The following is a 26,506-nucleotide window of genomic DNA, read 5'->3' as shown; positions in this document are numbered from 1 at the left end:
GGTCAGCGCACGCGCACCAGTTCGGGGTCCTCGCGGAGCTTGCCGAGCGCGCGGGAGACCGCCGACTTCACGGTGCCCACGGACACGCCGAGCACCTCGGCCGTCTGCACCTCGGAGAGGTCCTCGTAATACCTGAGAACGACCATCGCCCGCTGCCGCGCGGGCAGCTTCGTGATCGCCCGCCACATGGCGTCGCGCAACGCCTGCTGCTCGGCGGGGTCGGCCGTGCCGGGCAGCGGCTCGGGTTCGGGCAGCTCGTCGCAGGCGAACTCGTCGACCTTGCGCTTGCGCCACTGCGAGGTGCGGGTGTTCAGCAGCGCACGGCGGACGTAGCCGTCGAGCGCCCGGTGGTCCTCGATCCGCTCCCAGGCGACGAACGTCTTGGTGAGCGCGGTCTGGAGCAGGTCCTCCGCGTCGCTCGGGTTCGCGGTCAGTGACCGGGCGGTGCGCAGCAGCACCGGCTGGCGGGCCCGCACGTACGAGGCGAACGACGGGTACGCCGGGCTCTGGGCGGCCGGTACGGCGGCGGTCGACGCGCTGGTGCAGACGGGTGTGGTCATGCCCTCCACGCTAGGAGCGCTCACCCCGGCGGCGGATCGCCCGCAGGTCCCGAAGCGGTGTCCGACTCAGGTTGTAGGGGTGGGGCCGGCCCCACCTCCTGAAGGTGGACGAGGAGGAGGAGCGGGGTACGGGTTCACCCCTGGGTGGTTGCGGTGTGACGACGGGGACGGATCCCCGGGGGAAGTACCGGGAACGCCTGCGCGGCGGCGCCGAGGCACCGCCGCGCAGTTGTGTGTTGCATCCCCACAAGCACACCCACAGGACCTCTCAGGGCCGGCGGCTCCCCAATGTGCGCGCCGGCCCGCGGGGGCTCACCAGAGGTGGGTGAAGTGGACGGCGACGTTCTCGTTGCCCTGCTGGATGGCCGTGAACGCGGAGCCGTTGACCTGCGCGGTGTTGCTCTGGTTCGAGGCCCCCGAGCCGACCGCCTGCTGGCCGGTGGTGGACGAGTTGCCGCTGTTGTTGTGGCCGACTCCGCTGCCGACGATACCGGCGACACCCGCGTTCGATCCGGTGCCCGCGAGGGCGCCGGTGTCCGCCGCCGCGATGCCGGCGAAGAGAGCCGCCGCGAGCGGGACGGCGGTGACGGCGGCGAGAACGCGGGCGGTACGGATGCTTGCCATATTGCTCCTCCAGTAAGAGGTACGCACCGGCTGCCTGCCGGAAGTACGTGAAGCTGCGTGAAGCTACCTGGACTACGGCTTTCACCAGGGAAGTCGGCCGACCACCCCGGCGGTTTCTCACGACGTCGCAAGATCAGAGTTGCCCATGGGCTCGCGGCGAACCACCCCGATAGACCCCATTCGCACGCAAGCGTGAGGACATGTCGATAAACCCCTTTCACCACCTTTGCCGCTGTCAACGCCCCGACCGGCGACGGTGCGCCCCCTGCCGGATCAAGCGCGCCAAGGGATGAAGCGTTTCGGCAAGCGCCCGGCGGAGACCGGCCGAATCGCGCGCCCCCAGCACGCCACACGACCGCCCCCTTCCTTTTGTCGAACCTCAGTACGAATATGAATGCATGGCCACCACCGACCGGCAGGCCACGGCACTGGCCCTCGCCCACGCCCTGTCAGCCGCCGAACGCGGCCTGGCCGTCCTCCCCCTGTCCCGGACGAAGCTCCCTGCCCTGCGCTCCCCGCACCGCGACGGCCCCGCCCCGGGCCGCCCGCCCTGCCACGGCGAGTGCGGCCGCTTCGGCCACGGCGTGTACGACGCCTCCACCGACCCCGCCCGCATCCGGGAACTGTTCGCCGCCGCACCCCGTGCCACCGGCTACGGCATCGCCTGCGGCCTGCCCCCGTACCACCTGATCGGTGTCGACCTCGACACCAAGGCCGGTACGAACGCCCCGGCGGCCCTGCGCGAGCTGGCCGTCCGCCACCGCTTCACCCTGCCCGCCACCGTCGTCGTCGTGACCCCCAGCGGGGGCCGCCACCTGTGGCTGAGCGGACCGCCGGACGCCGTCGTCCCCAACTCGGCCGGCCGGCTCGCCCCCGGCATCGACATCCGCGGCGCCGGCGGCTACCTGGTCGGCCCCGGCTCCCGCACCGCGCACGGCACCTACGCCACCGCGCCCGGCACCGCCCACCTGGCGCCCGCACCCTGCCCGCCGCCCCTGCTGCGCCTGCTCCTGCCACCGCCCCGCACGCCCCGCCGCGCCCTCCCCCAGGGCGCCGGACGGCACGGTCACGGCCTCGTCCAGTTCGTCCTCGGCGCACACGAGGGCCAGCGCAACACCCGCCTGTTCTGGGCAGCCTGCCGGGCCTACGAGAACGGCACCGGCCCGGCCCTGCACGGCCCCCTCCTCGACGCGGCCCTGACCACCGGCCTCCCCGAACACGAGGCCCGCGCCACCCTCACCTCAGCGGCCCGCCTGACGGGCCACCACCCCTGAACACCGGTCAAGGGCACGGCCCCTGACCGTCTGTCCCGGTCAGGGCCGTGCTCACCGCTCAACGCTGCGGAGGCGGTGGGACTCTGCTTCAGCTTCTCCGAAGCGTGTGCGAGCGTGCTGCCGTGACTGCGCCCACATCTGATCTGCTGCCCCGGCCTTTTCTGTCGTGCTGGCTTCATTGGATCGCGGTACCTACCGAAGATCAGCACGGAGTCATGGCCCTGATGGGGCTGACGGACGCTGTGCCCGTGTCCTTCAGTGGCGCTGAAGAGGCCGTGGACGAAGACAGCCATAACGGAGCCGGGGGGCTCGGTCGCGTGTACGTGAGTCCGGAACTCGACGGGTGGACCCTGGTCATCGGCCGTTGGTGTGATCCCTGCAGCCGCGAGCGCTCGGACGCTGTGCTGCGTATGTGCGAGGAACTGAGTGCCCACTACGGAAAGGCACAGGCTTATTACTACGGCGCACAGGGTGACGGGTCGGCCTGGTTGGTCGCAGAGCGAGGGGCAGTTGTGCGGCGCTACTGCGAGACCGGCGCGGGCGAGGACCACTATCTGACGCTGGGAGAGCCGCTGCCCTATGAGCGTTCCCGTCGAGAGGCCCTGGGCCTGGCCACGAACTGGGATGCGGCTACCGAGACGGAAGAGGACGAAGAGGCCTGGGCTCTGGAGACCATGGACATGGCACCCGAGATCGCCGCCGACCTCGGCACCAGCTCTCGCGACCTTACGGCCCGGACGCCGCTGTCCGGCACAGGAGTGCTGGCTCGCACGCCGCCCGGGGAGACGCGGTGACGGGCGGGCGACGGACAGCGCAACGGCCCCCGACCGTCCGTACCGGTCAGGGGCCGTTCCCACTGCTCAACGCTGCGGAGGCGGTGGGATTTGAACCCACGGTGACATCGCTGCCACGACGGTTTTCAAGACCGTTCCCTTCGGCCGCTCGGGCACGCCTCCCCGCCCCGCCGGTGACCCGGCGGCGCGGGGACAAGACTATCGGGTCACCGCGCGCGCGTGCGGGGCAGTCGGTGCGGGTGCGGGCGTCAGGCGGCGCTGTCGCCGACGCGGGAGCCGAGGACGAGGTCGACCGTGTGCTCCTTGCCGTCGCGCTTGTACGTGATCTTCACCTTGTCACCGGGCTTGTGCGTCCAGATCTCGCCGATGAGCGTGGGGCCGGAGTCGATCACGGTGTCGTCGAGCCGGGTGATGACGTCACCGGACTTCAGGCCGGCCTTGTCGGCCGGGCTGCCCGGTTCGACCGCGGCGCCGCCGCCCGCGCCCTGGTCGGTGATCTTCGCTCCGTCGGAGCCCTCCTCGACGGTGGCGACCGAGGCGCCGATCCTCGCGTAGACCGGCTTGCCGGTCTTGATCAGCTGCTGGGCGACGTACTTGGCCTGGTTGATCGGGATGGCGAAGCCCAGGCCGATCGAGCCGGACTGGCCGGAACCGCCCAGGCCTCCGCCGCTGCCGGAGGACTGGATCGCGGAGTTGATGCCGATCACCGCGCCGCGCGCGTCGAGCAGCGGACCACCGGAGTTGCCCGGGTTGATGGAGGCGTCCGTCTGCAGGGCGCTCATGTAGGAGGCCTTGCTGTCGCCGCTGCCGTCGCTGGAGGCGACCGGGCGGTTCTTGGCGCTGATGATGCCCGTCGTCACCGTGTTCGACAGGCCGAAGGGCGCGCCGATGGCGATCGTCTCGTCGCCCACGGCCACCTTGTCGGAGTCGCCGAGCGCGAGCGGCTTGAGGTCGGAGGGGGCGTTCTTCAGCTTGATGACCGCGACGTCGTACCCCTGGGCATGGCCGATGATCTCGGCGTCGTACTTCCTGCCGTCGGGGAAGGTGGCGGTGAGCTTGCCGCCGTCGACGGCGTCGGCCACCACGTGGTTGTTGGTGACGATGTGGCCCTGGGTGTCGAACACGAAACCGGTGCCGGTGCCGCCCTGGCCGTTGGTGCTCTCCGCCTCGATGGTGACGGTGCTCGGCAGCGCGTTGGCGGCCACCCCGGCGATCGAGTTCGGGTCCCGCTTGACCTGGGAGGCCCCGGAGTCGGAGGCGGCGACCGTGGTGGAACCGCCGTCGTCGTTCTTGGCCAGGGTGTAGCCGAGGCCGCCGCCCAGACCTCCCGCGACCAGTGCGGCCACCAGGACGGCGGCGATCAGACCACCGCGCCGGCCCCGGGGCTTCGGCGCGGGCTGCTGGTACGCCGCCCCCCACCCGGTCCCGGCACCCGCGCCGCCGTCCGCGTAGGCGGGCACGGCGGGGGGTGCGGGCGGCGGCCAGGAACCGTCGGCGGGCGCGCCGCCGGGGCCCTGCGGGGTCTGCTGCCCGTGCGGGAACCCCGACGGCGCGTGCCCGGCAGGGGCCTGCTCACCGAAGGCCTGTTCGGCCGGGGTGTACGGCTGTGCGGGCGCGGCGCCCGCCCCGTCCCCGGGGGCTGCCGGGTGTGCGCCCGCGGGGGCGGGCGCGGACTGCGGGCCGGCCGGTGCGCCCTCCTGCCGCGGGGCGCCGGGCGCCTGCGCGGGCGTACCGGGCACGTGCGGAGGCGTGCTGGGCGGCGGGGGCGTGGCGGCGCCGCCTCCCTGGGGAGCGGGGGGCTGCGGGGAAGCTGCGGGGGTCTCCACCGGCACGGGAGGTGCGGACGGGGCCGGGGGTACCTCGGTGCCCTCGTTCTCGGTGCTCACAGCTCTTCTCCTCGATCCACGGCTGTTGTTGTCGGTCGCACTCGGTCATGCTCGTCCTGGCCGCCGACGACCGGCGTGCTCCAGCTGTGCATGTGCATCTGTATGTCGTCAGCTTTTCCCACGAGCCGTCAGAGCACCATAAGCCGATGCTGTGGGTCGGACGCCATTCCTTATATAGGTCATCACGCCACAAACGGACACATTATCGACAGCCGTCCGCCACCACGCGGGCCCGCGGCGGTGGCACCATGACGCGGTGACCCACGCACGGCAGCATCACATCCAGGTCGTCGCACACCGCGGAGCCTCCGAGGCCGCGCCGGAACACACCCTGGCCGCCTACCGGACGGCGATCGAGGACGGCGCGGACGCCCTCGAGTGCGACGTACGCCTGACCGCGGACGGCCACCTCGTGTGCGTGCACGACCGCCGCGTCAACCGTACGTCCAACGGCCGCGGCGCGGTGTCCGCCCTGGAACTCGCCGACCTCGCCGCGCTGGACTTCGGCTCCTGGCGCTCCCGGGCCACCTGGCGGGGCCGCGACGAGGAACCCGACTGGGTCGTGCGGCCCGAGGACCCCGAGGACACCGCCGTCCTCACTCTGGAGCGGCTGCTGGAACTCGTCGCCGACGCGGGCCGGCGGGTGGAACTGGCCGTCGAGACGAAGCACCCCACCCGGTGGGCCGGGCAGGTCGAGGAGCGGCTGCTGACCCTGCTGAAGCGGTTCGGCCTGGACGCCCCCGCCTCCCCGGCCGAGTCGGCGGTGCGCGTGATGAGCTTCTCGGCGCGCTCCCTGCACCGGGTGCGGGCGGCCTCCCCGACGCTGCCGACGGTCTACCTGATGCAGTTCGTCTCCCCCCGGCTGCGCGACGGGCGGCTGCCGGCGGGCGTCCGGATCGCGGGCCCCTCGATCCGCATCGTGCGCAGTCATCCGGCGTACGTCCAGCGGCTGAAAAGCGCCGGTCACCAGGTGCACGTCTGGACGGTGAACGAGCCGGAGGACGTCGCCCTCTGCGTCGAGCTGGGCGTGGACGCCATCATCACCAACCGCCCGGGCGCGGTCCTGCACCAGCTCGGCCGCTGAGACCCGCAGGCCGGCCCTGCAGACCGGGCCGCGGCCGGGCCGGCCGCCGAGTCTTCGGCCGGACCGCGGACCGGGCCGCCTGGCGAGTCTTCGGCCGGCTGCCGGCCGACCCCGGACAGGTCCCGCCACACAGGCGAGATCCAGCCACGCAGTCACAGGGAGTGCTCCGGCGCGTTCGGTGCGTGTTCGATCATTGCGAATGCGTCGCCGGGCGGCGAATGGCCGGTTTCCGGTTCAGGCCAATGGGGCATCCACACCGTGGCGTGGGGCGAAGGAGGTCTCGGGGGTGGCGTTGGTGGTGGCACAGGAGGTGCCCACGTCGTCGAGCATGGCCGTACCCCATGGCCCTGCGGGCGTGGGAGAAGCAAGGCACCGGATGCGCGCACAGTTGCGCAGGGGTGGCGTGGCGGAATCGGTCATCGACGATGCCGTTCTGATCCTTTCCGAACTGTTGAGCAATGCCTGCAAACACGGCCGTCCGCTGGACGGCGCCCTGGCCGGCGACGGTGACGTCCGCGCCGCCTGGCGCGTCGACGCGAGGGGCCGGCTGCTGGTCGAGGTGACGGACGGCGGCGGCCCGACCCGCCCCGCCCCCGCCACCCCGTCGGTCACCGCGCACGGCGGCCGTGGGCTGAACATCATCACGGCGCTCTGCGACGACTGGGGAGTGCGGGACGACGTCCGCGGCGAGGTCACCGTGTGGGTGGTCGTCCACTCCGACGTCCACGACCCGGACGCCGGCCACCGCCGCGACGACTTCGCCACGCGCGTCGCCGCACCGGCGGTGGCGGCGCTGCCCGAACTGGACTTCGTGGACGCCTTCGACGATCTGGGCTGAAGCACAGGTGAACCGGGGGCGGGAGGGGCCCGCCCCTCACCCGTCCTCCCGCGCGCGGGGCGGCCGTACACGGGCAACGCGACACCTGCCTGTCCCTGCCCGCGCACCGGTACGTCCTCCCGCATGCTCAGCGTTCGTACGCGTCCGGTGCACGCACCCCTCGTACCCGCCCCCTCGTCACAGTCCGTTCGTCCGCGCCGCCCGTACGCGCGCCCTCGTACGGCCGTTCACCCGCACCGCCAGGACCCGCTCCTGCCGCGGCTCGCCCCGCTCGCCGGCACCGCTCGGTCCTGGCCCCGGTGCAGCCCGTTCGCACACCCGCTCCCACCACCCTCCGTACAACCCGTTCGCACACCCGCTCCCACCACCCTCCGTACAACCCGTCCGCACGCCCGCTCCCACCACCCTCCGTACGACCCGTCCGCGCGCCCCGTTCCGCGTGCGCCGCTCGTACACGCCGGCGAGCGCCCGGCCGCGAGTTGTCCACAACGCCCCTCTCGTCCACAGCTTCCCGCCGTCGAGGGTGTGAACGACTAGGCTCGCGCCCGTACAAGACGAGCCGTAACCGGGAGACACCCAGATGGCCAAGAAGCGACCCCAGACGAAGGCCAAGCGCCCGCAGCTCACGGACGGAGAGATCCCGGTGGTCGGCGCCCGCGAGCCGTGCCCGTGCGGCAGCGGCCGGCGCTACAAGGCCTGCCACGGCCGGGCCGCCGCGCACGCGGTGACCGAGTTGGTGCAGCGGCCGTTCGAGGGCCTGCCCGGTGAGTGCGACTGGGTCGCGCTGCGCGAGCTGGTCCCCGCGGCCACGGCCGAGCTGACGCTCAAGGAGGGCCTGCCCGAGGGCGTTCCCTCGGTGCGGCTCGCCACCGTGCTGCCGATGGCCTGGCCCGCGCTGCGCCGCGACGACGGCTCGGTGCTCATCGGCCTGCAGAACGACACGGCGTCCGGCGACATCAGCCGCGACCTCGCCGACACCCTGCTCCGCGCGCTGGAGGCCGAGCCCGGCAACCCGGTCCAGGGCCGCCGCGCCCCGGCGGACGGCCCCCGGCTGCAGGACCTGCTCGACCTGTCGGCCCCCTTCGAGCCGGTGGTGCACGAGGGCTTCGAGTTCTGGGTCCCGGACGCGCAGAACGCGACGGCGGAGGTCACGGCCTCCCTGGAGCGGGCCAACGCCGCGGCCATCCCGACCGTGCGCCTGCAGGGCGTGGAGGCGGCCTACTGGTGCCAGACCCCGGACAAGAACCACCTGCGGTGGGTCATGCCGCACCCCGAGGAGCAGCTTCTCGACGCTCTCGCGCGGCTGCACGCGGCGGGCGCCTCCAGCCTCGGCGAGGGCACCCGCCTGGTCGGCTCCTTCCGCGCCCACGGCCTCACGGTGCCCGTCTGGGACCTGCCCAGCGGCTTCGGCGCCCAGGACGCGGAGAAGCCGGCCGCCGAGTTCGCCGAGCGGCTGGCCGGCGCCCTGGCCGACGACACGCCGCTGACGGGTGACGAGCGGCGGGCCCGCGGCGGCCTGACCAACCGCCAGGTCACCCTCAGCTGAGCCGCCGGCCGACGGCCCGTGCTGACCGACCGGCCAGCCGGACGCCCCGCGCGGAACAGGCAGCTCCAGTTCCAACTCCCGGGCCGCGCGGGCGAGTCGGTGTGACCGGAAAGACGACCCACGAGGTGACTGGAAACCCGGGATCGAATTTGCGAACCGCCGATCTCTTGTTACCGTTCCAATAGCCCGGTTGCTGGTGCATCCCCCGTCGCCAGCAACCGGGTCTTTCCATGTGCGCCGCCGCTCACCGAGCGCAGCCGCCGGTCAACTCCCAGTTCCAGAAGGCGAGTTGCTTCCCGAGCGCAGCAGCAGCGGTCCGCTCCCGGTCCGCTCCGCACGCCCGGCGAACTCGGTGACGGCCGTGTAGGCGGCCGACGCGCCGCGGGTGCGTTCGCGAGGTGTCTCGCAGGTGTCCGGCTCGTCGTCGCCGTCCAGGGCGCACTGCGTGCGTACGGTGCGGTCGCCCGGCCCCATGAGGGTCAGGGCCGCGTCCAGGGGCCGGCCCGTGGCGTTGCGGTAGTAGGTGCGCGCCCAGGTGTCGGCGCCCTGGGTGAGCACGCACGTCTGGGCCTCGACCCCGTCGGGCGAGGAGACCTCCGGGCCGCAGCGGGCGGCGGTCGCCAGCCCGAGGCCGAGCAGGAAGGGTGTACGGGCGGGCGCGGCGGACGGCATCTTCTCGTCGCCCCGCGGCCGGGCGGGCGCGGTGGACGGCGCGCCGACGGCGCCGGTCCGGTCGCCCACCTGTCCCGCGGAGGCCACGGCCAGCGGCAGCGCGACGGCGCACGCCACGACCCCCATGAGGGCGAGCAGACGCATCCGCCGGGGATCGGCACCGCGCGACGGCCCGGGCCCGCTCCCCGGTCCGTCTCCGGACCCGTCGTGCCGGTGCGCGCGGCCGGTCTTGCGGCCGTCTTGGCCTCCGCGCGGATCTCCGTCCCGGTGCCCGTCCGGCCGTCCGCCCCGGTGTCCTTCTTCGTGGCCGCCTCGGCGTCCGCTCGGGTGTCCGCTTCCGTGTCCCTGGAGATCGCGCAGCATAAAGGGACGATAACGACCAGAACGGGCGTTTGACCCCGGCGCGCCCGACACCCTTACAACTCGGGCGCGCTCACACCCTTACGAGTGAGGGCGTCCACCACGGCGTCCACGACGGCCTCGACGTCGGGCACCCAGGGCGAGGCGGAACCGGGCAGCGGAGCACGCTCCCAGCGGATCGGCCCGGCCCCCGTCTCGGAGGGCGGCAGGGCGAGGTAGCCGCCCTCGCCGTGGAAGCGGAGCGAGCCGGGCACGAAGTCCTTGGCGTACAGGAGTTCGCCGAGCTGCTCCATGGAGTACGGCCTGACGAGGATCGACCAGCGCGCGGGCGAGGCGACGACCGGGCCGAGCCGCACCCCGGCGTGGTCGAGCGCGCGCAGGGCGCGGGCCGCGGCGAGGGCGGGCAGGCTCACCGCGCAGGGCGCCTTGCCGCCGGTGGCCAGGACGATCGGCGCGGTGGGCCGGTTGGTCCACCACCAGCGCACCATCCGGGCGTCGGTGGTGGCCGCGAGGAGGCCCGGGTCGAAGGGGTGCGCGCCGGGCACCGTGCATTCGGGGTCGGGACAGCCGCAGCGGGCGGGCCGCCCGGGGTCCCGTGCCACTCCGGGGAGCACGGGCCACTGCCACCGGGCGGCGAAGGTCAGGGCCGCGTCGATCGGCTCGGTCCTCCCGTCGCCGCGCCTGGACAGGAGCCTGCGTCGCCTTCCGGGGATCTCGCGCATGAGCGCTCGTTCCTTTCCGTTGCACCGCTGGCAACACCGTGGGCCACATCACACCATGTGTCGATCACTTCACTGGGCGTACCTGTTGGCGCATCACACCCCTGCCTTCGGCACGGGGAACCCCTTCGGGCCGGGCACCGGCTGCTTCCGCGACAGCCTGCCCATACGCGTCTCTCAAGAGCATGGGCGTGGCGCGGGGTGGCGGAGCATGGCGTTTTGCCGTCGCTCGTTCTGCTCTCCGCCGCCGTCACGCGAGGATGGGGCACGGCCGTCGGTGGATAGGACGCCCGGGTCCGTCACCAGGTTCCGGGCGGTTCCCAACCACCCCTGGTCTTCTCCGAGTACGTACCCATCACGACCGCTGTGACGCTCTGTGGAACGAAACCAGTCGACCGCAATAGGCCGTTACCCGAGGCAGTTTCAAGCCAACTTCGTTGATGCGCAAGAGTTCAGGAGCACAACCACGGCAGGCCCTCTGACACCAGGAATCCCAGCAGGACAATGCTGGACATCCCCTTACGAGTGCGTGTACATGTGGAGACACTGCCGGCGGCGCAGAATGACATGGGGGTTTGCGATGCTTTTGAGCAGTACGCACCGGTCGGAAAGCCGGACACCATGAACGCCCCTCACCCTCAGAAAGTGGCCGGAATCGATTCAACGGTTCCCGCACCCGCCCACACTGTCGCGCCCGCCTCCGCAGCCCCGGACGCCTCCCCGGACGCCGCCGCGCACAGCGCGCACTCCGCGCACACCGCCCACCCGGCGGGCGCCGTCCTCCAGGACCGGCTCGCGGGCTGGGTCTCGGACCTCACGACCCTGCACGAGCTGACCGAGCGGCTGGCCCGCACCGGCCGGCTCGACGCCGCCCTGGAGGAACTGCTGCACGCCGGAGCGGCCCTGGTGGGCGCCCGGCGCGGCCTCCTCGTCCTCGAACCGGACGACCGGCTGGGCCCGGACACCACCGTCGGTCTGGGCCTGGCCCGCGCCGACCTCGGCCACATCGAGACCGTCCCGCGCCACGCCATGCCCTACGGCGCCCTCCTCGACACCGCGGCCGGACTGCCCGGCGGCGACGGCGAGATCGTGCGCCCCGACCTGTTCGCGGAGGACAGCCTCGACCCCCGCCACCGCGAGGTGGCCGCCCGCCTCGGCTACGCCGCCGGGTACGCGCTGCCGCTGACCACCGAGGCCGCCGGCCGGCTCGGGGCCGCCCTGTGGCTCTACGACGAGCCTGCCGAACCGACCGACCGGCAGCGCCACCTCGCCGGCCTCTACGTCCGCTTCGCCACCGAACACCTCGCACGCCTGATCGAGTGCGAACGCACGCGCGCGTGCATGGCGGCGATGACCGAGGAACTGCTGCCGTCCCGGCTGCCGCGCACCCCCGGCGTCCGCCTCGCCGCCCGCCGCCGCACCGGCCCGCACGGCGGCGGCGACTGGTACGACGCGCTGCCCCTGCCCGACGCCGCCCTCGGTCTCGCGGTCGGCTCCGTCACGGGCACCGGCCCCGGCGCGGTCGCCGCGACGGGCCGGCTGCGCGCCTCCCTGCGGGCGTACGCGGTGATGGAGGGCGAGGACCCGGTCGCCGTCCTGTCCGACCTGGAACTGCTCCTGCGGCTGACCGAGCCCGCCCGCTGTGCGACCGCCCTGTTCGCCTACTGCGAGCCCGAGCTGCGCCGGATCACCGTCGCCGGCGCCGGACACTGCCCGCCGCTGCTGGTCGGCGACCGGCGCACCGAGTACGTCGAGACGACCGTGTCCGCGCCGCTGGGCATGCTCGCCTGCTGGGAGGCGCCCAGCGTGGAGTTCCAGGTCAGCGCAGGCGAAACGGTGCTGCTCTACACCGACGGGCTGCTGCACCGCACCGGCGACCCCGTCGACCGGGCCTTCGCGCGGCTGCACGCCGCCGCGGCCGGCGTCCCGCGCGCGGTGCGCCACGACCCGGACGCCGTCGTCGACCACGTGCTGCGCACCGTCCTGCCCGACGGCCTGGACGTGACCGGCGGCACGGAGGACGTGGTGCTGCTGGCGGCACGTTTCGAGTAGGCCCGCGGACACCGCAGGTGACGGCGCTCCCGTAACAGGCGCTCACCCCCCCGGGCCCCTTCCGTACGACCGTACGATGGGGGTGGTCCAGTGCCGTATCGAGGAGGAAGACCGTGGCGGACGAGCTCACCCCGGAGACCCCGGAGACCGAGAGCCAGGAGCCGATCGAGCAGCGCAAGAACGGCCTGTACCCGGGCGTGTCCGACGAGCTCGCCGAGAACATGAAGTCCGGCTGGGCCGACACCGAGCTGCGCGGCCTGGAGCCGGTCGGGCAGGCGGAGCACACCGCCCGCCGCCGCGCCGCGCTGTCCGCTCGCTTCCCCGGTGAGCGCCTGGTGATCCCGGCGGGCAACCTGAAGACCCGCTCCAACGACACCGAGTACGCCTTCCGCTCCTCGGTCGAGTACGCCTACCTCACCGGCAACCAGACCGAGGACGGCGTCCTGGTGCTGGAGCCCACCGCGGACGGCCACCGGGCGACCCTCTACCTCCTGCCCCGCTCCGACCGGGAGAACGGCGAGTTCTGGCTCGACGGGCAGGGCGAGCTGTGGGTCGGCCGCCGCCACTCCCTGACCGAGTCCGAGGCGCTGTACGGCATCCCGGCCGCCGACGTGCGCGAGCTGGCCGGGAAGCTGCGTGAGGCCACCGGTCCGGTCCGTGTCGTGCGCGGCCACGACGCCGGCGTCGAGGCGGCCCTGACCGACAAGGTCACCGCCGAGCGCGACGAGGAACTGCGCGTCTTCCTCTCCGAGGCCCGCCTGGTCAAGGACGACTTCGAGGTCGGCGAGCTGCAGAAGGCCGTGGACTCCACGGTGCGCGGCTTCGAGGACGTGGTGAAGGTCCTCGACAAGGCCGAGGCGACCAGCGAGCGCTACATCGAGGGCACGTTCTTCCTCCGCGCGCGCGTGGAGGGCAACGACGTCGGCTACGGCACCATCGCCGCCGCCGGCCCGCACGCCTGCACGCTGCACTGGGTGCGCAACGACGGCCCGGTCCGCTCCGGCGACCTGCTCCTGCTGGACGCGGGCGTGGAGACCCACACCCTGTACACCGCCGACGTCACCCGCACCCTGCCGGTCAGCGGCACGTACAGCGAGATCCAGAAGAAGATCTACGACGCCGTGTACGAGGCCCAGGAGGCGGGCATCGCGGCGGTGAAGCCGGGCGCCAAGTACCGCGACTTCCACGACGCCGCCCAGCGCGTGCTCGCCGAGAAGCTCGTCGCGTGGGGGCTGGTGGAGGGCCCCGTCGAGCGGGTCCTCGAGCTGGGCCTGCAGCGCCGCTGGACCCTGCACGGCACCGGGCACATGCTCGGCATGGACGTCCACGACTGCGCCGCCGCGCGCACGGAGACGTACGTGGACGGCACGCTGGAGCCGGGCATGGTCCTCACCGTCGAGCCCGGCCTGTACTTCCAGGCGGACGACCTGACGGTCCCCGAGGAGTACCGCGGCATCGGCGTCCGCATCGAGGACGACATCCTCGTCACCGAGGACGGCAACCGGAACCTGTCCGCCGCCCTGCCGCGCCGCTCGGACGAGGTCGAGACGTGGATGGCGGCCCTGAAGGGCTGACACCGGGGACAGCGGCCGGGCACCCGAGCGGTGCCCGGCCGTACACATGCCCAGGGGGAGGGTTTTCGTGGACATCGGGGACATCGGGGACTTCGGGGACGCGGACGGCTTCTGGTCCGCGGTCGGGGTGGACCTGCATCTGGAACCGGACGCGGCGGCGGGCCGCCGGGCGGGCCTGGAGAAGGCGCTCAGGGACGCCGTGCGGGACGGGCGGCTCACGCCCGGCTCGCGGCTGCCGGCGACCCGGCGGCTGGCAGCCGAGCTGGGCGTCTCCCGGGGCACCGCGAAGGCGGCCTACGACCAGTTGGTCGCCGAGGGGTACCTGACGGCGCGCCAGGGCTCCGGCACCCGCGTCGCCGCCCTGCCCGCCGTGGACCGGCAGGAGCCCGGAGCGGCGGCACGCGCGCGTGCACCCCGTTTCGACCTGCGGCCCGGCAGCCCCGACGTGGGCGCCTTCCCGGCGGCGGCCTGGCTGCGGGCGCTGCGCCGCGCCATAGCGACGGCGCCCTCCCTGGCGTACGACTACGGCGACCCGCGCGGCCGGATCGAGCTGCGCACCGCGCTGGCGGGCTACCTGGGGCGGGCCCGCGGGGTGATCGCGCCGCCGGAGCGGATCGTGATCACCGCCGGGTACGTGCAGGGGCTGGCCCTGCTGACACGCGTGCTGGACGGCGCCTCGGTCGCCATGGAGGACCCGGGACTGCCCTTCCACCGGGACGTGGTCCGGCACAACGGCGGCACCGTGGTGCCGGTACGCGTGGACGAGCGGGGGGTGCGGGCGCAGGACCTGGGCGAGCACGGCGCCGTCGTCGTCACCCCCGCGCACCAGTACCCGACCGGGGTGACCCTGCACCCCGAGCGGCGGCGGGCGCTGACCGACTGGGCACGCGCGCGTGGTGCCCTGATCGTCGAGGACGACTACGACGGTGAGTTCCGCTACGACCGCCAGCCCGTCGGCGCGCTCCAGGGCATGGCGCCCGGTCACGTCGCCTACCTCGGCACCGCCTCCAAGACCCTCGGCCCGGCGCTGCGGCTGGGCTGGATGGTCCTTCCGCCGCACCTGGTGGACGCGGTGGCCGACGCCAAGCTGCACAGCGACCACCACACCGAGACCATCGGGCAGCTGGCGCTCGCCGAACTGATCGACAGCCACGCCTACGACCGGCACGTGCGCGCGTGCCGGCTGCGTTACCGGCGCCGCCGGGACCAGCTCCTGGACCGGCTGGGCCCGCGCCGCCGGGTGCGCGGGATCGCCGCCGGGCTGCACGCCCTGGTCGACGTCGAGGACGAGGAGGCGGTGCTGGCCCGGGCGGAGGCGCAGTCACTGGCCCTCGGCCGCCTGGCCGACCACTGGCACACCCCCGGCGCGGGACGGCCGCAGGGCCTCGTCGTCGGCTACGGGACGCCGAGGGAGCGGATCTACCCCGAGGCGCTGGACGTCCTGGCGGAGATCCTGGACGAGGTCTGAGGCGCTGGGCGCCGGCCCGCGAGGACCGGGACCGTCCTGGGCCCGGTCCGTCCTAGACCGCCACCAGGGGTGCGTCCTCGCGCCACTTCAGGATCTTGTCGAAGCTCACCACCGCCCCGCCGAATCCCGGCTTGTTGCCGATGTGGACGTGGTCGGCGAGTTCCCGGATGAGGCACAGGCCGCGGCCGTGCTCGGCCTCCGCGTGCGGGGCGCGCAGCGGCACCCGGTGACCGCCGGCCGGGAAACCGGGGCCCGTGTCGGCCACCTCGATGCGGCACTTCTCCCCGTCGAGGTAGGCCGTCACGCGGTACGCGCCGCAGGCGGCGTCGCCGCCGTGCTCGACGGCGTTCGCGCAGGCCTCGCTCAACGCCACGGACAGGTCGTAGGAGATGTCGGGGTCGACGCCCGCCGTCTCCATGGTGCCGAGCAGGAGCCGGCGGGCGAGCGGCACGCTCGCGGCGTCACGCCGCAGGTGCAGTGACCACCAGATGCTCATGCTCCAGCCTCCCGGCCGCGGCTCGACATACCGTTACGTATTGCCCCGCGTGCCCGGCCGTAAGCACCGAGTTGACGCGGAAACGCCCGTCCGGCGGATGTGGTGCGGACGGAACCGGTGTATGCGTGGGACCATCCGCCGCAGAACGTGACCCACCCGGAGGTACCGCATCTTGTGGACCTGCCGTACGGCGCCCCGGCGCCCAGTGGGATGATGAGCGCGCCATGACTGCCCCCCACTCGCGCACGGCACCGGCCGGGCGCGGTCTCCGGCTGCTGCGGGCCGCGGTGTTCGCCGCGGTCTGCGTCGTGCTGGCCGCGGCCGGTCACACGCTGGGCTCGTGTGCGGCGGTCCCGCTGTGGACGCTGGGCGCGGGCTTCCTCGGGGCACTCGTGGTCGTCGTTCCGCTGGCCGGGCGCGCACGCTCGCTGCCCGGGATCGCGGCGCTGCTCGCACTCGGCCAGACCGTGCTGCACGCCCTCTTCGCCCTCGGCCAGCACGGCGCGACGGCCATGGGGCCGATGACGGCGACGGGCATGCCGGGACCGTCCGGTTCCGCGGCCCACGCGGGACACGTGCTGTCCGACGCCGCGCTGGTCGAGCGGGCCGCACGGTACATGTGCGGCACCACCACCGCCGGGATCACCCCGGCCCGCGCCTACCGGATCCTCGTCGACGCCCATCTCTACCCCGCGACGGCCCCGGACCCGGCCACCACGGCCCACCCGGCCGGCGCCCTGCCGACCGCGGGCCCCGTCGCCTCGCTGCTGGCGCTGCTGCCGTCCCTGCCCATGCTGCTCGGGCACGTGCTCGCCGCGCTGGCCGCGGGCTGGCTGCTGCGCCACGGCGACCTCGCCCTGCTCCGCCTCATGGCGCTGGAGGCGCACGGCGTCGCCGAGGGCGCGCTCGTACGGTCCCTGCGCGGGGCGCTCGCCCTGGCGTGCGCCCTGTGTGCCGGGCTGCCGACGGCACCGGGCACGGGACCGCGCTTCCCGCGCACCGCCGACTCCGTCCTGCCCCCTCCTTCCACCACCGCGCTCCAGCACACGGTGATCCGCCGCGGCCCGCCCGCCGCCCCCTTCGCCCTCGCTGCCTGACGCGACGCGACCAGCGCTCCACCGGACCCGGCCGACCGGGTCCCGCCGGAGGGAGTGGCCGCCGTCGTGCGGCACACGCGCGTGCCCTTCTCCCGGGTGGTCCGCACCGTCGGACACATCGGCGGACATCCGGCGCGCGCGCCTCTCCCGACCACCGGAACACCACCGGAACACACCGGACCCACTCGAAGTGGAGTGCTCTTCGTGATGAAGGCCATCAGCCGCAAGACCTCTCGTCTCGCCACCGTCGGCGCCCTCGCGGGCACGGCCGTCCTCGCCGTGTCCGTCCCCGCGTTCGCGCACGTCACCGTGCAGCCGGAAGGCGCCGCGGCCAAGGGCGGCTACGCCGTCGTCGACTTCAAGGTGCCCAACGAGCGCGACAACGCCTCCACCACCAAGCTGGAGGTCAGCTTCCCGGCCGACCACCCGCTGGCCTCCGTGATGCCGGAGCCGATCGACGGCTGGAAGATCGAGGTCACCAAGTCCAAGCTGGCCAAGCCGCTGGAGATGCACGGCGAGAAGATCTCCGAGGCCGTCTCCAAGGTCACCTGGACCGCCGACGGCAAGGGCGTCCAGCCGGGCTACTTCCAGAAGTTCCCCCTCTCCCTCGGCGCCCTGCCCCAGGACGCCGACCAGCTCGTCTTCAAGGCCCTGCAGACGTACTCCGACAAGGAGGTCGTCCGCTGGATCGAGGTGCCGCAGAAGGGCCAGGCCGAGCCCGACAACCCGGCGCCCACGCTCCAGCTGACCGCCGCGGACGACGCCCACGGCGGCGCGGCCCGGAACGCCTCGGCCGGATCCGAGCCCGCCGCAGGTACCACCACCGCCGCCGCGAACGGCAGCGGCAGCGACACCACCGCCCGCGTCCTCGGCATCGTCGGCATCGTCGTCGGCGCGGCCGGCGTCGCCTACGGCGTGTTCGCCGGCCGCCGCCGGACCGCCGCCTGACCCTGCACGCCCGCGCCGCGCACCGGGGCCGCACGCCGTCCGCCGTACGGCCCCCGTACCACCGCACAGGCCCACGGCCCCGGTGCGCGCCGGAGTACTCACATCTGGGACATTTTTCTATGCGCAAGAAGACGTTCGCCGCGGCCGCCCTGCTCGCCGCCGCGACGATGACCCTGTCCGCCTGCGGCAACGGCGACGACAGTGCCGCCCCCGCCACCGTCGTCGCCGAGGAGACGTCGAAGAAGCCCTCGACGGTCCTCGACCAGCCGTTCGAGAAGCCCGACCTGGTGCTCACCGACACGCACGGCAAGAAGTACGACCTCCGCAAGGAGACCGCCGGCCGGCCCACCCTCCTCTACTTCGGCTACACCCACTGCCCCGACGTGTGCCCGCTGACGATGAACAACCTCGCGGTCGCCAAGAAGGCCCTGCCCAAGGCGGAGCAGGACAAGCTGCGGGTGGTGTTCGTCACCACCGACCCCGGCCGTGACACCCCCGCCGAACTCGGCAAGTGGCTCAACGGCATCGATCCCCAGTTCGTCGGCCTGACCGGCGACTTCGCCACCATCCAGGCCGGTGCGCGCAGCGTCGGCATCACCATCGAGCCGACCAGGAAGGACAAGAACGGCAAGCTCGTCTCCGTGCACGGCGCCCAGGTGGTCGCCTTCTCGCCGAAGAACGACAGCGGTTACGTGGTCTACGACGAGGACGCCGGCGTCGCCGACTACACCAAGGACCTGCCCAAGCTCGTCGAGGGACAGAACCCGTGAGGCGCCGGACCGCGGTGACCGCGCTGACGGCGGCGGCCCTGGCCGGCACGGTGCTGCTGACCGGCTGCGGCGGCTCGGCCTCCGGCGCGGAGTCCGGCGGCAAGGCCGAACTGTCCGTCAGCGCCGCCTACATGCCCCAGCCGGTCTCCGACTCGATGGCGGCCGGCTTCCTGACGATCGTCAACAAGGGCGACGCCAAGGACGAGCTGACCTCCGTCACCAGCGACGCCGCCGGCTCCGTCACCGCGCACCGGACGGTCGGCGGGACCATGCAGGAGGCCGGCGCGCTCGCCGTCCCCGCCCACGGGCGGCTCGTCTTCAAGAGCGGCGGCAACCACCTGATGTTCGACATGCTCAAGCACAAGCCCCGCCAGGGCCAGACGGTCACCGTCGAACTGCACTTCGCCCACTCCGGCGACCTGCGGGTCGAGATGCCGGTGAAGGCGGCCACGTACAGCCCCGAGACCGGACACTGAGGGAGGGACCACCTTGACGCAGACCATCGCCCCCCGCGTCCGGAACCTGGTGCTGCTGTTCCTGGCCGTCACCGGCGCGCTCCTGGCCGGCGCCGCACCGGCCTCCGCGCACGCCGCGCTGACCGGCAGCGACCCCGGGCAGGGGGCGGTGGTCGCCGAGGCACCCGCCCGGGTCTCCCTGACCTTCTCCGAGAAGGTCGCCATGAACGACGACTCCCTGCGCGTCCTCGACCCGGCCGGCAGCCGGGTCGACACCGGCAGACCGTCCAACACCACCGGCACCACGTACACCCTGGGACTGCGCGGCGGACTGGCCAAGGGCACGTACACCGTCACCTACCAGGTGATCTCCGCCGACAGCCACCCGGTCGCCGGCGCCTACACCTTCTCCATCGGAGCACCCTCCAAGACCTCCGTCGTGGCCGGCGGCCAGGACGTCGGCGGCGGACCCGTCGGCTGGCTGTACGGCATCGGGCGCTACGTCTCCTACGCCGGATTCATCGTCCTGGCCGGCGGTGCCGCCTTCGTCCTCGCCTGCTGGCAGCGCGGGGCCGGGGTGCGGGCCGTGCAGCGGCTCGTCGTGTCCGGCTGGGTCGCGCTGACCGCGGCGACCCTGGCACTGCTGCTCCTGCGCGGCTCCTACACCACCTCCGGGAAACCCGGCGACGTCTTCGACCTGAACCTGCTCGGCGAGGTGCTCCAGACCAAGACGGGCGCCGCCCTCGTCTCACGGCTGCTGCTGCTCGCGGCGGCGGCACTCTTCGTCGCGGTCCTCTTCGGGGCCTACGAGAAACGCGAGGACGAGGAGAAACGGGACCTGACGTTCGGGCTCGCGATCGGCGGCGTCGTCGTCGCCGCCGGACTGGCGGCGAGCTGGGCCCTGGCCGAACACGCCTCGGTCGGCCTCCAGCCCGGCATCGCGATGCCGGCCGACGTCGTCCACCTGCTCGCCGTGGCCGCCTGGCTCGGCGGACTCGCCGCACTCCTGGTCGCGCTCTACCGCGCACCGGCGGACACCCCCGTCGACGCCCCGGCCGTACGCCGCTTCTCCCGGGTCGCCTCCGGCTCCGTGACGGCCCTCGTCGCCACCGGCGTCTACCAGTCCTGGCGCCAGGTCGGCTCGTGGCATGCGCTGACCGGCACCCGCTACGGACAGTTGCTGCTCGTCAAGGCCGGCCTCGTCGTCCTCATGGTCGGCGTCGCCTGGACCTCCCGGCGTTGGACGGCCCGCCTGGCCGGCACGGTCACCGGCCAGGCCGCGGCCGCCACCGCCGGCCCTGGGAAGCAACGCGGCCCGCAGCGGACCCAGGACCCGGCGCGGAAGGAACCCGTCGGCGCACGGAAGGGCACCGCCCAGTCACCGGGCCCGGCCGACGGCGACTCCCGGCGCGCCGCCCAGCTGGCCCGGCAGCGGGCCGCCGTGGACGCGGCACGGCAGAAACGGGAGCGTGCCGCCGACCCGAACCGGTTCGGGCTGCGCCGTTCCGTCATGGCGGAGGCCACGGTCGCCGTCATCCTGCTCGCCGTCACCACGGTGCTGACCCAGACCGAACCCGGCCGCACGGAGGAGGAGGCCAAGGCCGCCGCGTCGTCCTCGGCCTCCTCCTCCGCCTCGTCCTCGGCGGGGGCCGCCACCCTCGACATGCCGTTCGACACCGGCGGCCAGGACGGCAAGGGCGTGGTCCGGCTCGACATCGACCCGGCGCGCGTGGGCGGCAACGAGATGCACGTCTACGTGCAGCGGCCGGACGGGAAGGCGTTCGACGTCCCCGAGATCAAGACCGCCTTCACCCTGACCGCCCGGAAGATCGGGCCGCTGACCGTCACCCCCGACCACATCACCACCGGCCACTGGGCGGCCGACGGAGTACAGATCCCCATGGCCGGCTCCTGGAAGGTCGCCGTGACCGTACGGACCTCCGACATCGACCAGGTGACCGTCTCCAAGAACATGCAGATCGGCTGACCCACCATGACCGACCAGTCCACCCCGAAGGCCGCCGCACCGGCCTCCTCGCCTGCCCGGCCCGAGGCCGGGCAGGCCGGAGCGTCCGGCGGAACCGGTGTCTCACGCCGGCGGCTGCTCGGCACGGCCGGTGCCACCGGCCTCGTCCTCGGCGCGGCCGGCGCGGCCGTCGGCTACACCTCCGCACCCGCCGGTGCCACCCCCCTGACCGCCCTGGGCGCGGGCCGGGCGGCGTTTCACGTGAAACATCAGCCCGGCATCACCGACCCCCTCCAGGCCCGCGGCCACCTCATCGCCTTCGACCTGGCACCCGGCGCGGGCCGCAAGGAAGCCGCCGCACTGCTGCGCCGGTGGTCGGACACCGCCGAACGGCTGATGGCGGGCGAGCCCGCGGCACACGGCGACACGGACGTCGCCCGGGACGCGGGCCCCTCCTCCCTCACGGTCACCTTCGGCTTCGGCCGGACGTTCTTCGACCGCACCGGCCTGCAGAAGCAGCGACCGGCAGCCCTCGACCCCCTGCCCGACTTCTCCTCCGACCGGCTCGACAAGGCCCGCAGCAACGGCGACCTGTGGGTGCAGATCGGCGCCGACGACGCCCTGGTCGCCTTCCACGCCCTGCGCGCCGTCCAGAAGGACGCGGGCGCCGCGGCCCGCGTGCGCTGGCAGATGAACGGCTTCAACCGTTCCCCGGGCGCCACCGAGCACCCGATGACGGCCCGCAACCTGATGGGCCAGGTCGACGGCACCAACAACCCGAAACCGCACGACGCCGACTTCGACCAGCGCGTCTTCGTCCCCGCCGACAGCCGGCCGGCCTGGATGGCGAACGGCTCCTACGCCGTCGTACGCCGTATCCGCATGCTCCTGGACGACTGGGAGAAACTGCCCCTCACCCAGCAGGAGAACGTCATCGGACGCCGCAAGTCCGACGGCGCACCGCTCAGCGGAGGGACCGAGACGACCGCCATGGACCTGGAGAAGACCGGCAAGGACGGTTCCTACGTCGTCCCGGTGAACGCCCACGCCCGCATCACGCGCCCCGACCAGAACGGGGGCGCGGCCATGCTCCGCCGCCCCTTCTCCTACCACGACGGCTTCGCCGCGGACGGCACACCGGACGCGGGCCTGCTGTTCATCTGCTGGCAGGCGGACCCGCTGCGGGGCTTCGTGCCGGTGCAGCGCAAGCTGGACCGCGGCGACGCGCTGTCGCAGTTCATCCGGCACGAGGCGAGCGGCCTGTTCGCCGTGCCGGGCGGCGCGGGCAAGGGCGAGTACGTCGGGCAGCGACTGCTGGAGGGATGAGTCCCGGGTGCGGCGCCGCACCCGGGTGACGCCGCACCCGGACCCGGGCCCGCGCGCCCGGCCCGCCCCGGACCGGAGGGCCTAGGGTTGAGGACATGTCAGCGAGCTACGCCTATCTCGGCCCCGAGGGCACCTTCACCGAAGTGGCGCTGCGCACCCTCCCCGAGGCGGCCACCAGGGAACTGGTCCCCTACGTGTCCGTACAGTCCGCGCTGGACGCGGTCCGCGACGGCGAGGCCGAGGCCGCTTTCGTACCGATCGAGAACTCCGTCGAGGGCGGCATCACCACCACGCTCGACGAACTGGTCGCGGGCCGGCCTCTGGTGATCTACCGCGAGGTGCTCCTGCCGATCACCTTCGCGCTGCTGGCCAGGCCCGGCACCCCGCTCGCCGCCGTCAAGACGGTGACCGCCCATCCGGCCGCCCAGCCCCAGGTGCGCAACTGGCTGAAGACGCATCTGCCGCACGTCCGGTGGGAATCGGCCGCCTCGAACGCCGACGGGGCCCGACTGGTCCAGGAGGGCCGCTACGACGCGGCCTTCGCCGGTGAGTTCGCGGCGGCCCGGTACGGACTGGAGGTCCTGGAGAGCGGCATCCACGACGCGGAGAACGCGCAGACCCGGTTCGTCCTCGTCGGCCGGCCCGCACGGCCCGCCGCCCCGAGCGGCGCGGACAAGACGTCCGTGGTGCTGTGGCAGCGCGACGACCACCCCGGCGGGCTGCGCGACCTGCTGGGCGAGTTCGCCGGCCGGGGGATCAACCTCATGCTGCTCCAGTCCCGGCCGACGGGCGCGGGCATCGGCAACTACTGCTTCTGCGTCGACGCCGAGGGGCACATCACCGACCGCCGGATGGCCGAGGCCCTGATGGGCCTGAAGCGGATCTGTCTGCAGGTGCGCTTCCTCGGTTCGTACCCGCGCGCGGACGTCGGCGCGCAGGCCCTGCGGCCGCCGCTCGCCGGGACCTCGGACGAGGAGTTCGCGGCTGCGGCGGACTGGGTGGCGCGCTGCCAGGACGGTCGTTTCTAGTCACTCTCCGACCGTGTGTGACCGGTCCTACCTGCAGATCTTCATTGTCCACAGAAGTTATCCACAGGTGCCCTTCTCGACCTGGGGACAAGTCGACACCGAAGGGCGACTCGATCGACAAATCGCCCTACATCCCCCAACCCGACCCATCAGCCCGCAGGTCACCCTTCGTCCACTCGTTTCCTTTGGTTCATCTTTTGGGGCGACCCCTTTCCACCCGAAAGTGGGTGTCGGCCCGGTTCGAGCCGGGAATTCTTCCGGCGGCCGACACTTCCGGAGTGATCAATTCCGAAGTCCACAGAAGTTGCGCACAGCCTGTGGATAACTCACCGCGGGGTGGGGATTCCTGTGGACAACTCACCCCTCAAGTCCCCCTGCGCACAAGGAAATCCAGTCAACAGGGCCGCCGCCGCCCGCACCCTTCCAGGGAGCCGGGACACCCCGATTGACACAACACGCAATTCCTCCATGACGGTGGGTACGGCCATGCAGTGGTGCGGACCGGAATACTGGGTCGTGAGCCCGAACGCCGCACCGGTAGCCTTGAGCACGTGATTGACCTTCGTCTGCTCCGTGAGGACCCTGACCGTGCGCGCGCTTCGCAGCGTGCCCGTGGAGAGGACGTCGCGCTCGTCGACTCCCTCCTGTCTGCCGACGAGCGGCGCAGGTCGTCCGGCGTCCGCTTCGACGAGCTGCGCGCCGAGCAGAAGGCGCTGGGCAAGCTCATCCCCAAGGCCTCCGGGGACGAGAAGGCCGAGCTGCTGAAGAAGGCGAGCCAGCTCGCCGCCGACGTCAAGGCGGCCGACGCGGAACGCGACGCCGCCGACGCGGAGACCCAGGAACTGCTGCTCCGTCTCGGCAACCTCGTCCACCCCGACGTGCCCGTCGGCGGCGAGGAGGACTTCGTCACGCTGGAGACGCACGGCACGATCCGCGACTTCGCCGCCGAGGGCTTCGCCCCCAAGGACCACCTGGAGCTGGGCCAGCTTCTCGGCGCGATCGACGTGGAGCGCGGCGCGAAGGTCTCCGGCTCGCGCTTCTACTTCCTCACCGGTGTCGGCGCCCTGCTGGAACTGGCCCTGGTGAACGCGGCGATCAGCCAGGCCACCGCGGCCGGCTTCACCCCGATGCTCACCCCGGCGCTGGTGCGCCCGCAGTCCATGGCGGGCACCGGATTCCTCGGCCAGGCCGCCCAGGACGTCTACCACCTCGACAAGGACGACCTCTACCTGGTCGGCACGTCCGAGGTGCCGCTGGCGGCCTACCACATGGACGAGATCATCGACGCCGAGCGGCTGCCGCTGCGCTACGCGGGCTTCTCGCCGTGCTTCCGCCGCGAGGCCGGTTCGCACGGCAAGGACACCCGCGGCATCTTCCGCGTGCACCAGTTCGACAAGGTCGAGATGTTCTCCTACGTCGCCCCGGAGGACTCGCAGGCCGAGCACCAGCGGCTGCTGGAGTGGGAGAAGCAGTGGCTGACGTCGCTGGAGCTGCCGTTCCGCGTGATCGACGTCGCCTCGGCCGACCTGGGCGCCTCCGCCGCACGCAAGTTCGACTGTGAGGCGTGGATCCCGACCCAGGGCAAGTACCGCGAGCTGACCTCGACCTCGGACTGCACCGAGTTCCAGTCGCGGCGTCTGTCGATCCGCGTCCGCGACGGCAAGCAGGTGAAGCCGCTCGCCACCCTCAACGGCACCCTGTGCGCCGTGCCGCGCACCATCGTCGCCATCCTGGAGAACCACCAGCAGGCCGACGGTTCCGTGCGCGTGCCGGAGGTGCTGCGTCCCTACCTCGGCGGCCGGGAGGTCCTGGAGCCGTCGGCCAAGTGACCGCCACCGTCTCCCAGGGCGTCGGCGAGACCTCCGGCGGCCTGCCCTACCGGCTGATCGCGACCGACCTGGACGGGACGCTGCTGCGCTCGGACGACTCGGTCTCGCCGCGCACCCGTGAGGCACTGGCGGCGGCCGCGGCGGCCGGTGCCGCGCACATCGTCGTCACCGGCCGCGCGGTCCCCTGGACGCGGCACATCCTCGAGGACCTCGGTTACAGCGGTCTCGCGGTCTGCGGTCAGGGTGCCCAGGTCTACGACGCCGGGGAGCGGCGCCTGCTGACCTCGGTGACCCTGGACCGGCAGCTGGCCAAAGTGGCCCTGGCCAAGATCGAGGCCGAGATCGGGCCGCTGTACCTGGCGGCGAGCCGGGACGGCCTGGACGGCGAGGTGCTGGTGGGGTCCGGTTACGCCCTGACGGGCGCCCTGCCCGGCACGCCGCTCACGGACGCCTCGGACCTGTGGAACGCCCCGCTCAACAAGATCTACATCCAGCACCCGGCCCTGTCCGACGACGAACTGGCCGAGGCGGCCCTGCGGATCGCGGGCGGTTTCGTCTCGGTCACCATGGCCGGCGAGGGCATAGTGGAGCTCCTCCCGCTCGGCCTGTCCAAGGCGACGGGGCTGTCCCTGGCCGCGCGGCGGCTTGGTCTGAAGGCCGCCGACACGCTCGCCTTCGGCGACATGCCCAACGACATCCCGATGTTCGCCTGGGCCGCCCACGGCGTGGCCATGGCCAATGCCCATGCCGACCTGAAGGCGGTCGCGGACGAGGTCACCGCGTCCCACGACGAGGACGGCATCGCGGTCGTGGTGGAGCGGATGCTGGGCTGAGACCCGGCCTCACGGCCCGGGCCGTGAGCGGGTGTCCGCGGAGGATGCACGGATCGAACGTGCGCGGGGCTGACCCCGACCACGGCTGAGAGCTGCGAACAAGAGCGGTGCCGGCGCGACGACCAGGACGCCACCGAATTGACCCGGCCCGGGCCACGCCCCACCGCTCCGGCCACGTCGGCCGCTCCGGCCTGCACCGAACGGTGGCACCGGAACCGGCCGATGCAGGCGGTACAGACCTGCTCAGGCCGTGCCGCCGGTGCGGTCCGTGGGCGGTGCAGGCCGACGCGGTCCGTGCAGGCCGTGC

At 73.0% G+C, this 26,506-nt stretch carries 23 protein-coding genes and 1 tRNA gene; 17 read left to right on the top strand and 7 right to left on the bottom strand.

Features of this window, described 5'->3' with window-relative positions:
• Positions 1-2: 2 nt before the first annotated feature.
• Both IG64_RS15800 and IG64_RS15795 read right to left on the bottom strand, forming a co-directional pair.
• Positions 3-560 (bottom strand): SigE family RNA polymerase sigma factor, encoded by a 558-nt coding sequence (locus IG64_RS15800; RefSeq protein ID WP_037856374.1) that lies wholly within the window; start codon positions 558-560, stop codon positions 3-5.
• 312 nt (positions 561-872) lie between these two features.
• A complete protein-coding gene (locus tag IG64_RS15795) occupies positions 873-1,184 on the bottom strand; it encodes a hypothetical protein (RefSeq protein ID WP_037856369.1) in 312 nt (103 codons plus the stop codon).
• A 398-nt stretch (positions 1,185-1,582) separates the two neighbouring features.
• On the opposite strand from IG64_RS15795, the gene IG64_RS15790 reads away from it, so the two are divergent.
• Both IG64_RS15790 and IG64_RS15785 read left to right on the top strand, forming a co-directional pair.
• Positions 1,583-2,458 (top strand): bifunctional DNA primase/polymerase, encoded by an 876-nt coding sequence (locus IG64_RS15790; RefSeq protein WP_037856366.1) that lies wholly within the window; start codon positions 1,583-1,585, stop codon positions 2,456-2,458.
• 215 nt (positions 2,459-2,673) lie between these two features.
• Positions 2,674-3,252: a hypothetical protein gene (locus IG64_RS15785; RefSeq protein WP_037856363.1), complete on the top strand. Its 579-nt coding sequence runs from the start codon at positions 2,674-2,676 to the stop codon at positions 3,250-3,252.
• Between the two features lie 75 nt (positions 3,253-3,327).
• On the opposite strand, the gene IG64_RS15780 is transcribed toward IG64_RS15785, so the two are convergent.
• Positions 3,328-3,414 (bottom strand) — tRNA-Ser (locus IG64_RS15780).
• Between the two features lie 86 nt (positions 3,415-3,500).
• Entirely contained in the window at positions 3,501-5,138 is a 1,638-nt protein-coding gene (locus IG64_RS15775; RefSeq protein ID WP_037856360.1) for a S1C family serine protease, read from the bottom strand.
• Positions 5,139-5,394: 256 nt separating this feature from the next.
• Between IG64_RS15775 and IG64_RS15770 the strand changes: the two genes are divergently transcribed.
• The 3 genes from IG64_RS15770 (at position 5,395) to IG64_RS15760 (ending at position 8,606) form a co-directional block, all read left to right on the top strand.
• Positions 5,395-6,222 (top strand): glycerophosphodiester phosphodiesterase, encoded by an 828-nt coding sequence (locus IG64_RS15770; protein ID WP_037856357.1) that lies wholly within the window; start codon positions 5,395-5,397, stop codon positions 6,220-6,222.
• A gap of 286 nt (positions 6,223-6,508) precedes the next feature.
• Entirely contained in the window at positions 6,509-7,060 is a 552-nt protein-coding gene (locus IG64_RS15765) for an ATP-binding protein (protein ID WP_037856354.1), read from the top strand.
• A 580-nt stretch (positions 7,061-7,640) separates the two neighbouring features.
• On the top strand, positions 7,641-8,606 hold the full coding sequence (locus IG64_RS15760; protein ID WP_037856352.1) for a DUF5926 family protein: 966 nt from the start codon (positions 7,641-7,643) through the stop codon (positions 8,604-8,606).
• A gap of 264 nt (positions 8,607-8,870) precedes the next feature.
• Here IG64_RS15760 and IG64_RS15755 read toward each other — a convergent pair whose 3' ends face one another.
• Positions 8,871-9,422 carry a hypothetical protein gene (locus IG64_RS15755; RefSeq protein WP_078884029.1) on the bottom strand — a complete coding sequence of 184 codons (552 nt, stop codon included), beginning with the start codon at positions 9,420-9,422 and terminating at the stop codon, positions 8,871-8,873.
• A 272-nt stretch (positions 9,423-9,694) separates the two neighbouring features.
• Positions 9,695-10,360 (bottom strand): bifunctional DNA primase/polymerase, encoded by a 666-nt coding sequence (locus IG64_RS15745; protein WP_037856346.1) that lies wholly within the window; start codon positions 10,358-10,360, stop codon positions 9,695-9,697.
• Positions 10,361-10,861: 501 nt separating this feature from the next.
• On the opposite strand from IG64_RS15745, the gene IG64_RS15740 reads away from it, so the two are divergent.
• From IG64_RS15740 to IG64_RS15730, 3 genes are all read left to right on the top strand, one after another.
• Complete coding sequence (locus tag IG64_RS15740; RefSeq protein ID WP_199811600.1) at positions 10,862-12,409, top strand: PP2C family protein-serine/threonine phosphatase; 1,548 nt, start codon at positions 10,862-10,864, stop codon at positions 12,407-12,409.
• A gap of 113 nt (positions 12,410-12,522) precedes the next feature.
• Positions 12,523-13,983 carry an aminopeptidase P family protein gene (locus tag IG64_RS15735; RefSeq protein ID WP_037856341.1) on the top strand — a complete coding sequence of 487 codons (1,461 nt, stop codon included), beginning with the start codon at positions 12,523-12,525 and terminating at the stop codon, positions 13,981-13,983.
• Between the two features lie 67 nt (positions 13,984-14,050).
• A complete protein-coding gene (locus IG64_RS15730; RefSeq protein ID WP_234438523.1) occupies positions 14,051-15,451 on the top strand; it encodes a PLP-dependent aminotransferase family protein in 1,401 nt (466 codons plus the stop codon).
• A 52-nt stretch (positions 15,452-15,503) separates the two neighbouring features.
• Here IG64_RS15730 and IG64_RS15725 read toward each other — a convergent pair whose 3' ends face one another.
• Positions 15,504-15,947 carry an ATP-binding protein gene (locus IG64_RS15725; protein WP_037856337.1) on the bottom strand — a complete coding sequence of 148 codons (444 nt, stop codon included), beginning with the start codon at positions 15,945-15,947 and terminating at the stop codon, positions 15,504-15,506.
• Positions 15,948-16,171: 224 nt separating this feature from the next.
• On the opposite strand from IG64_RS15725, the gene IG64_RS15720 reads away from it, so the two are divergent.
• From IG64_RS15720 to IG64_RS15680, 9 genes are all read left to right on the top strand, one after another.
• Positions 16,172-17,044 (top strand): hypothetical protein, encoded by an 873-nt coding sequence (locus IG64_RS15720; protein WP_037856336.1) that lies wholly within the window; start codon positions 16,172-16,174, stop codon positions 17,042-17,044.
• 207 nt (positions 17,045-17,251) lie between these two features.
• Complete coding sequence (locus IG64_RS15715; protein ID WP_037856409.1) at positions 17,252-17,992, top strand: YcnI family protein; 741 nt, start codon at positions 17,252-17,254, stop codon at positions 17,990-17,992.
• Positions 17,993-18,111: 119 nt separating this feature from the next.
• Positions 18,112-18,762, top strand: a complete 651-nt coding sequence (locus IG64_RS15710) for an SCO family protein (RefSeq protein ID WP_037856335.1) — start codon at positions 18,112-18,114, stop codon at positions 18,760-18,762.
• Positions 18,759-19,238, top strand: coding sequence for a copper chaperone PCu(A)C (locus IG64_RS15705; protein ID WP_037856334.1), 480 nt, complete (start codon positions 18,759-18,761; stop codon positions 19,236-19,238). The genes IG64_RS15710 and IG64_RS15705 overlap by 4 nt, the downstream gene beginning before the upstream one ends.
• A 13-nt stretch (positions 19,239-19,251) precedes the next feature.
• Complete coding sequence (locus IG64_RS15700) at positions 19,252-21,204, top strand: copper resistance CopC/CopD family protein (RefSeq protein WP_037856333.1); 1,953 nt, start codon at positions 19,252-19,254, stop codon at positions 21,202-21,204.
• A gap of 6 nt (positions 21,205-21,210) precedes the next feature.
• Positions 21,211-22,509 (top strand): iron uptake transporter deferrochelatase/peroxidase subunit, encoded by a 1,299-nt coding sequence (gene efeB, locus IG64_RS15695; protein WP_037856332.1) that lies wholly within the window; start codon positions 21,211-21,213, stop codon positions 22,507-22,509.
• Between the two features lie 95 nt (positions 22,510-22,604).
• Complete coding sequence (pheA, locus tag IG64_RS15690; protein WP_037856331.1) at positions 22,605-23,537, top strand: prephenate dehydratase; 933 nt, start codon at positions 22,605-22,607, stop codon at positions 23,535-23,537.
• Between the two features lie 551 nt (positions 23,538-24,088).
• On the top strand, positions 24,089-25,366 hold the full coding sequence (gene serS, locus IG64_RS15685; protein ID WP_037856329.1) for a serine--tRNA ligase: 1,278 nt from the start codon (positions 24,089-24,091) through the stop codon (positions 25,364-25,366).
• Positions 25,363-26,199: an HAD family hydrolase gene (locus tag IG64_RS15680; RefSeq protein ID WP_051812953.1), complete on the top strand. Its 837-nt coding sequence runs from the start codon at positions 25,363-25,365 to the stop codon at positions 26,197-26,199. Before serS ends, IG64_RS15680 begins: the two co-directional genes overlap by 4 nt.
• Positions 26,200-26,506: the final 307 nt, after the last annotated feature.

Source organism: Streptomyces sp. NRRL S-340 (genome assembly GCF_000720185.1).
GTDB lineage: Bacteria > Actinomycetota > Actinomycetes > Streptomycetales > Streptomycetaceae > Streptomyces.
The sequence above is the reverse complement of the archived record's forward strand: the minus strand, read 5'-3'. Positions and strand labels throughout refer to the sequence as shown.

Bases quoted from the DNA above. Each gene is read 5' to 3' on its own strand.
- IG64_RS15800 (WP_037856374.1), bottom strand. From the start codon at position 560: ATGACCACACCCGTCTGCACCAGCGCGTCGACCGCCGCCGTACCGGCC.
- IG64_RS15795 (WP_037856369.1), bottom strand. From the start codon at position 1,184: ATGGCAAGCATCCGTACCGCCCGCGTTCTCGCCGCCGTCACCGCCGTC.
- IG64_RS15790 (WP_037856366.1), top strand. From the start codon at position 1,583: ATGGCCACCACCGACCGGCAGGCCACGGCACTGGCCCTCGCCCACGCC.
- IG64_RS15785 (WP_037856363.1), top strand. From the start codon at position 2,674: ATGGCCCTGATGGGGCTGACGGACGCTGTGCCCGTGTCCTTCAGTGGC.
- IG64_RS15760 (WP_037856352.1), top strand. From the start codon at position 7,641: ATGGCCAAGAAGCGACCCCAGACGAAGGCCAAGCGCCCGCAGCTCACG.
- IG64_RS15755 (WP_078884029.1), bottom strand. From the start codon at position 9,422: ATGCGTCTGCTCGCCCTCATGGGGGTCGTGGCGTGCGCCGTCGCGCTG.
- IG64_RS15745 (WP_037856346.1), bottom strand. From the start codon at position 10,360: ATGCGCGAGATCCCCGGAAGGCGACGCAGGCTCCTGTCCAGGCGCGGC.
- IG64_RS15740 (WP_199811600.1), top strand. From the start codon at position 10,862: ATGCTGGACATCCCCTTACGAGTGCGTGTACATGTGGAGACACTGCCG.
- IG64_RS15725 (WP_037856337.1), bottom strand. From the start codon at position 15,947: ATGAGCATCTGGTGGTCACTGCACCTGCGGCGTGACGCCGCGAGCGTG.
- IG64_RS15720 (WP_037856336.1), top strand. From the start codon at position 16,172: ATGACTGCCCCCCACTCGCGCACGGCACCGGCCGGGCGCGGTCTCCGG.
- IG64_RS15715 (WP_037856409.1), top strand. From the start codon at position 17,252: ATGAAGGCCATCAGCCGCAAGACCTCTCGTCTCGCCACCGTCGGCGCC.
- IG64_RS15710 (WP_037856335.1), top strand. From the start codon at position 18,112: ATGCGCAAGAAGACGTTCGCCGCGGCCGCCCTGCTCGCCGCCGCGACG.
- efeB (WP_037856332.1), top strand. From the start codon at position 21,211: ATGACCGACCAGTCCACCCCGAAGGCCGCCGCACCGGCCTCCTCGCCT.
- pheA (WP_037856331.1), top strand. From the start codon at position 22,605: ATGTCAGCGAGCTACGCCTATCTCGGCCCCGAGGGCACCTTCACCGAA.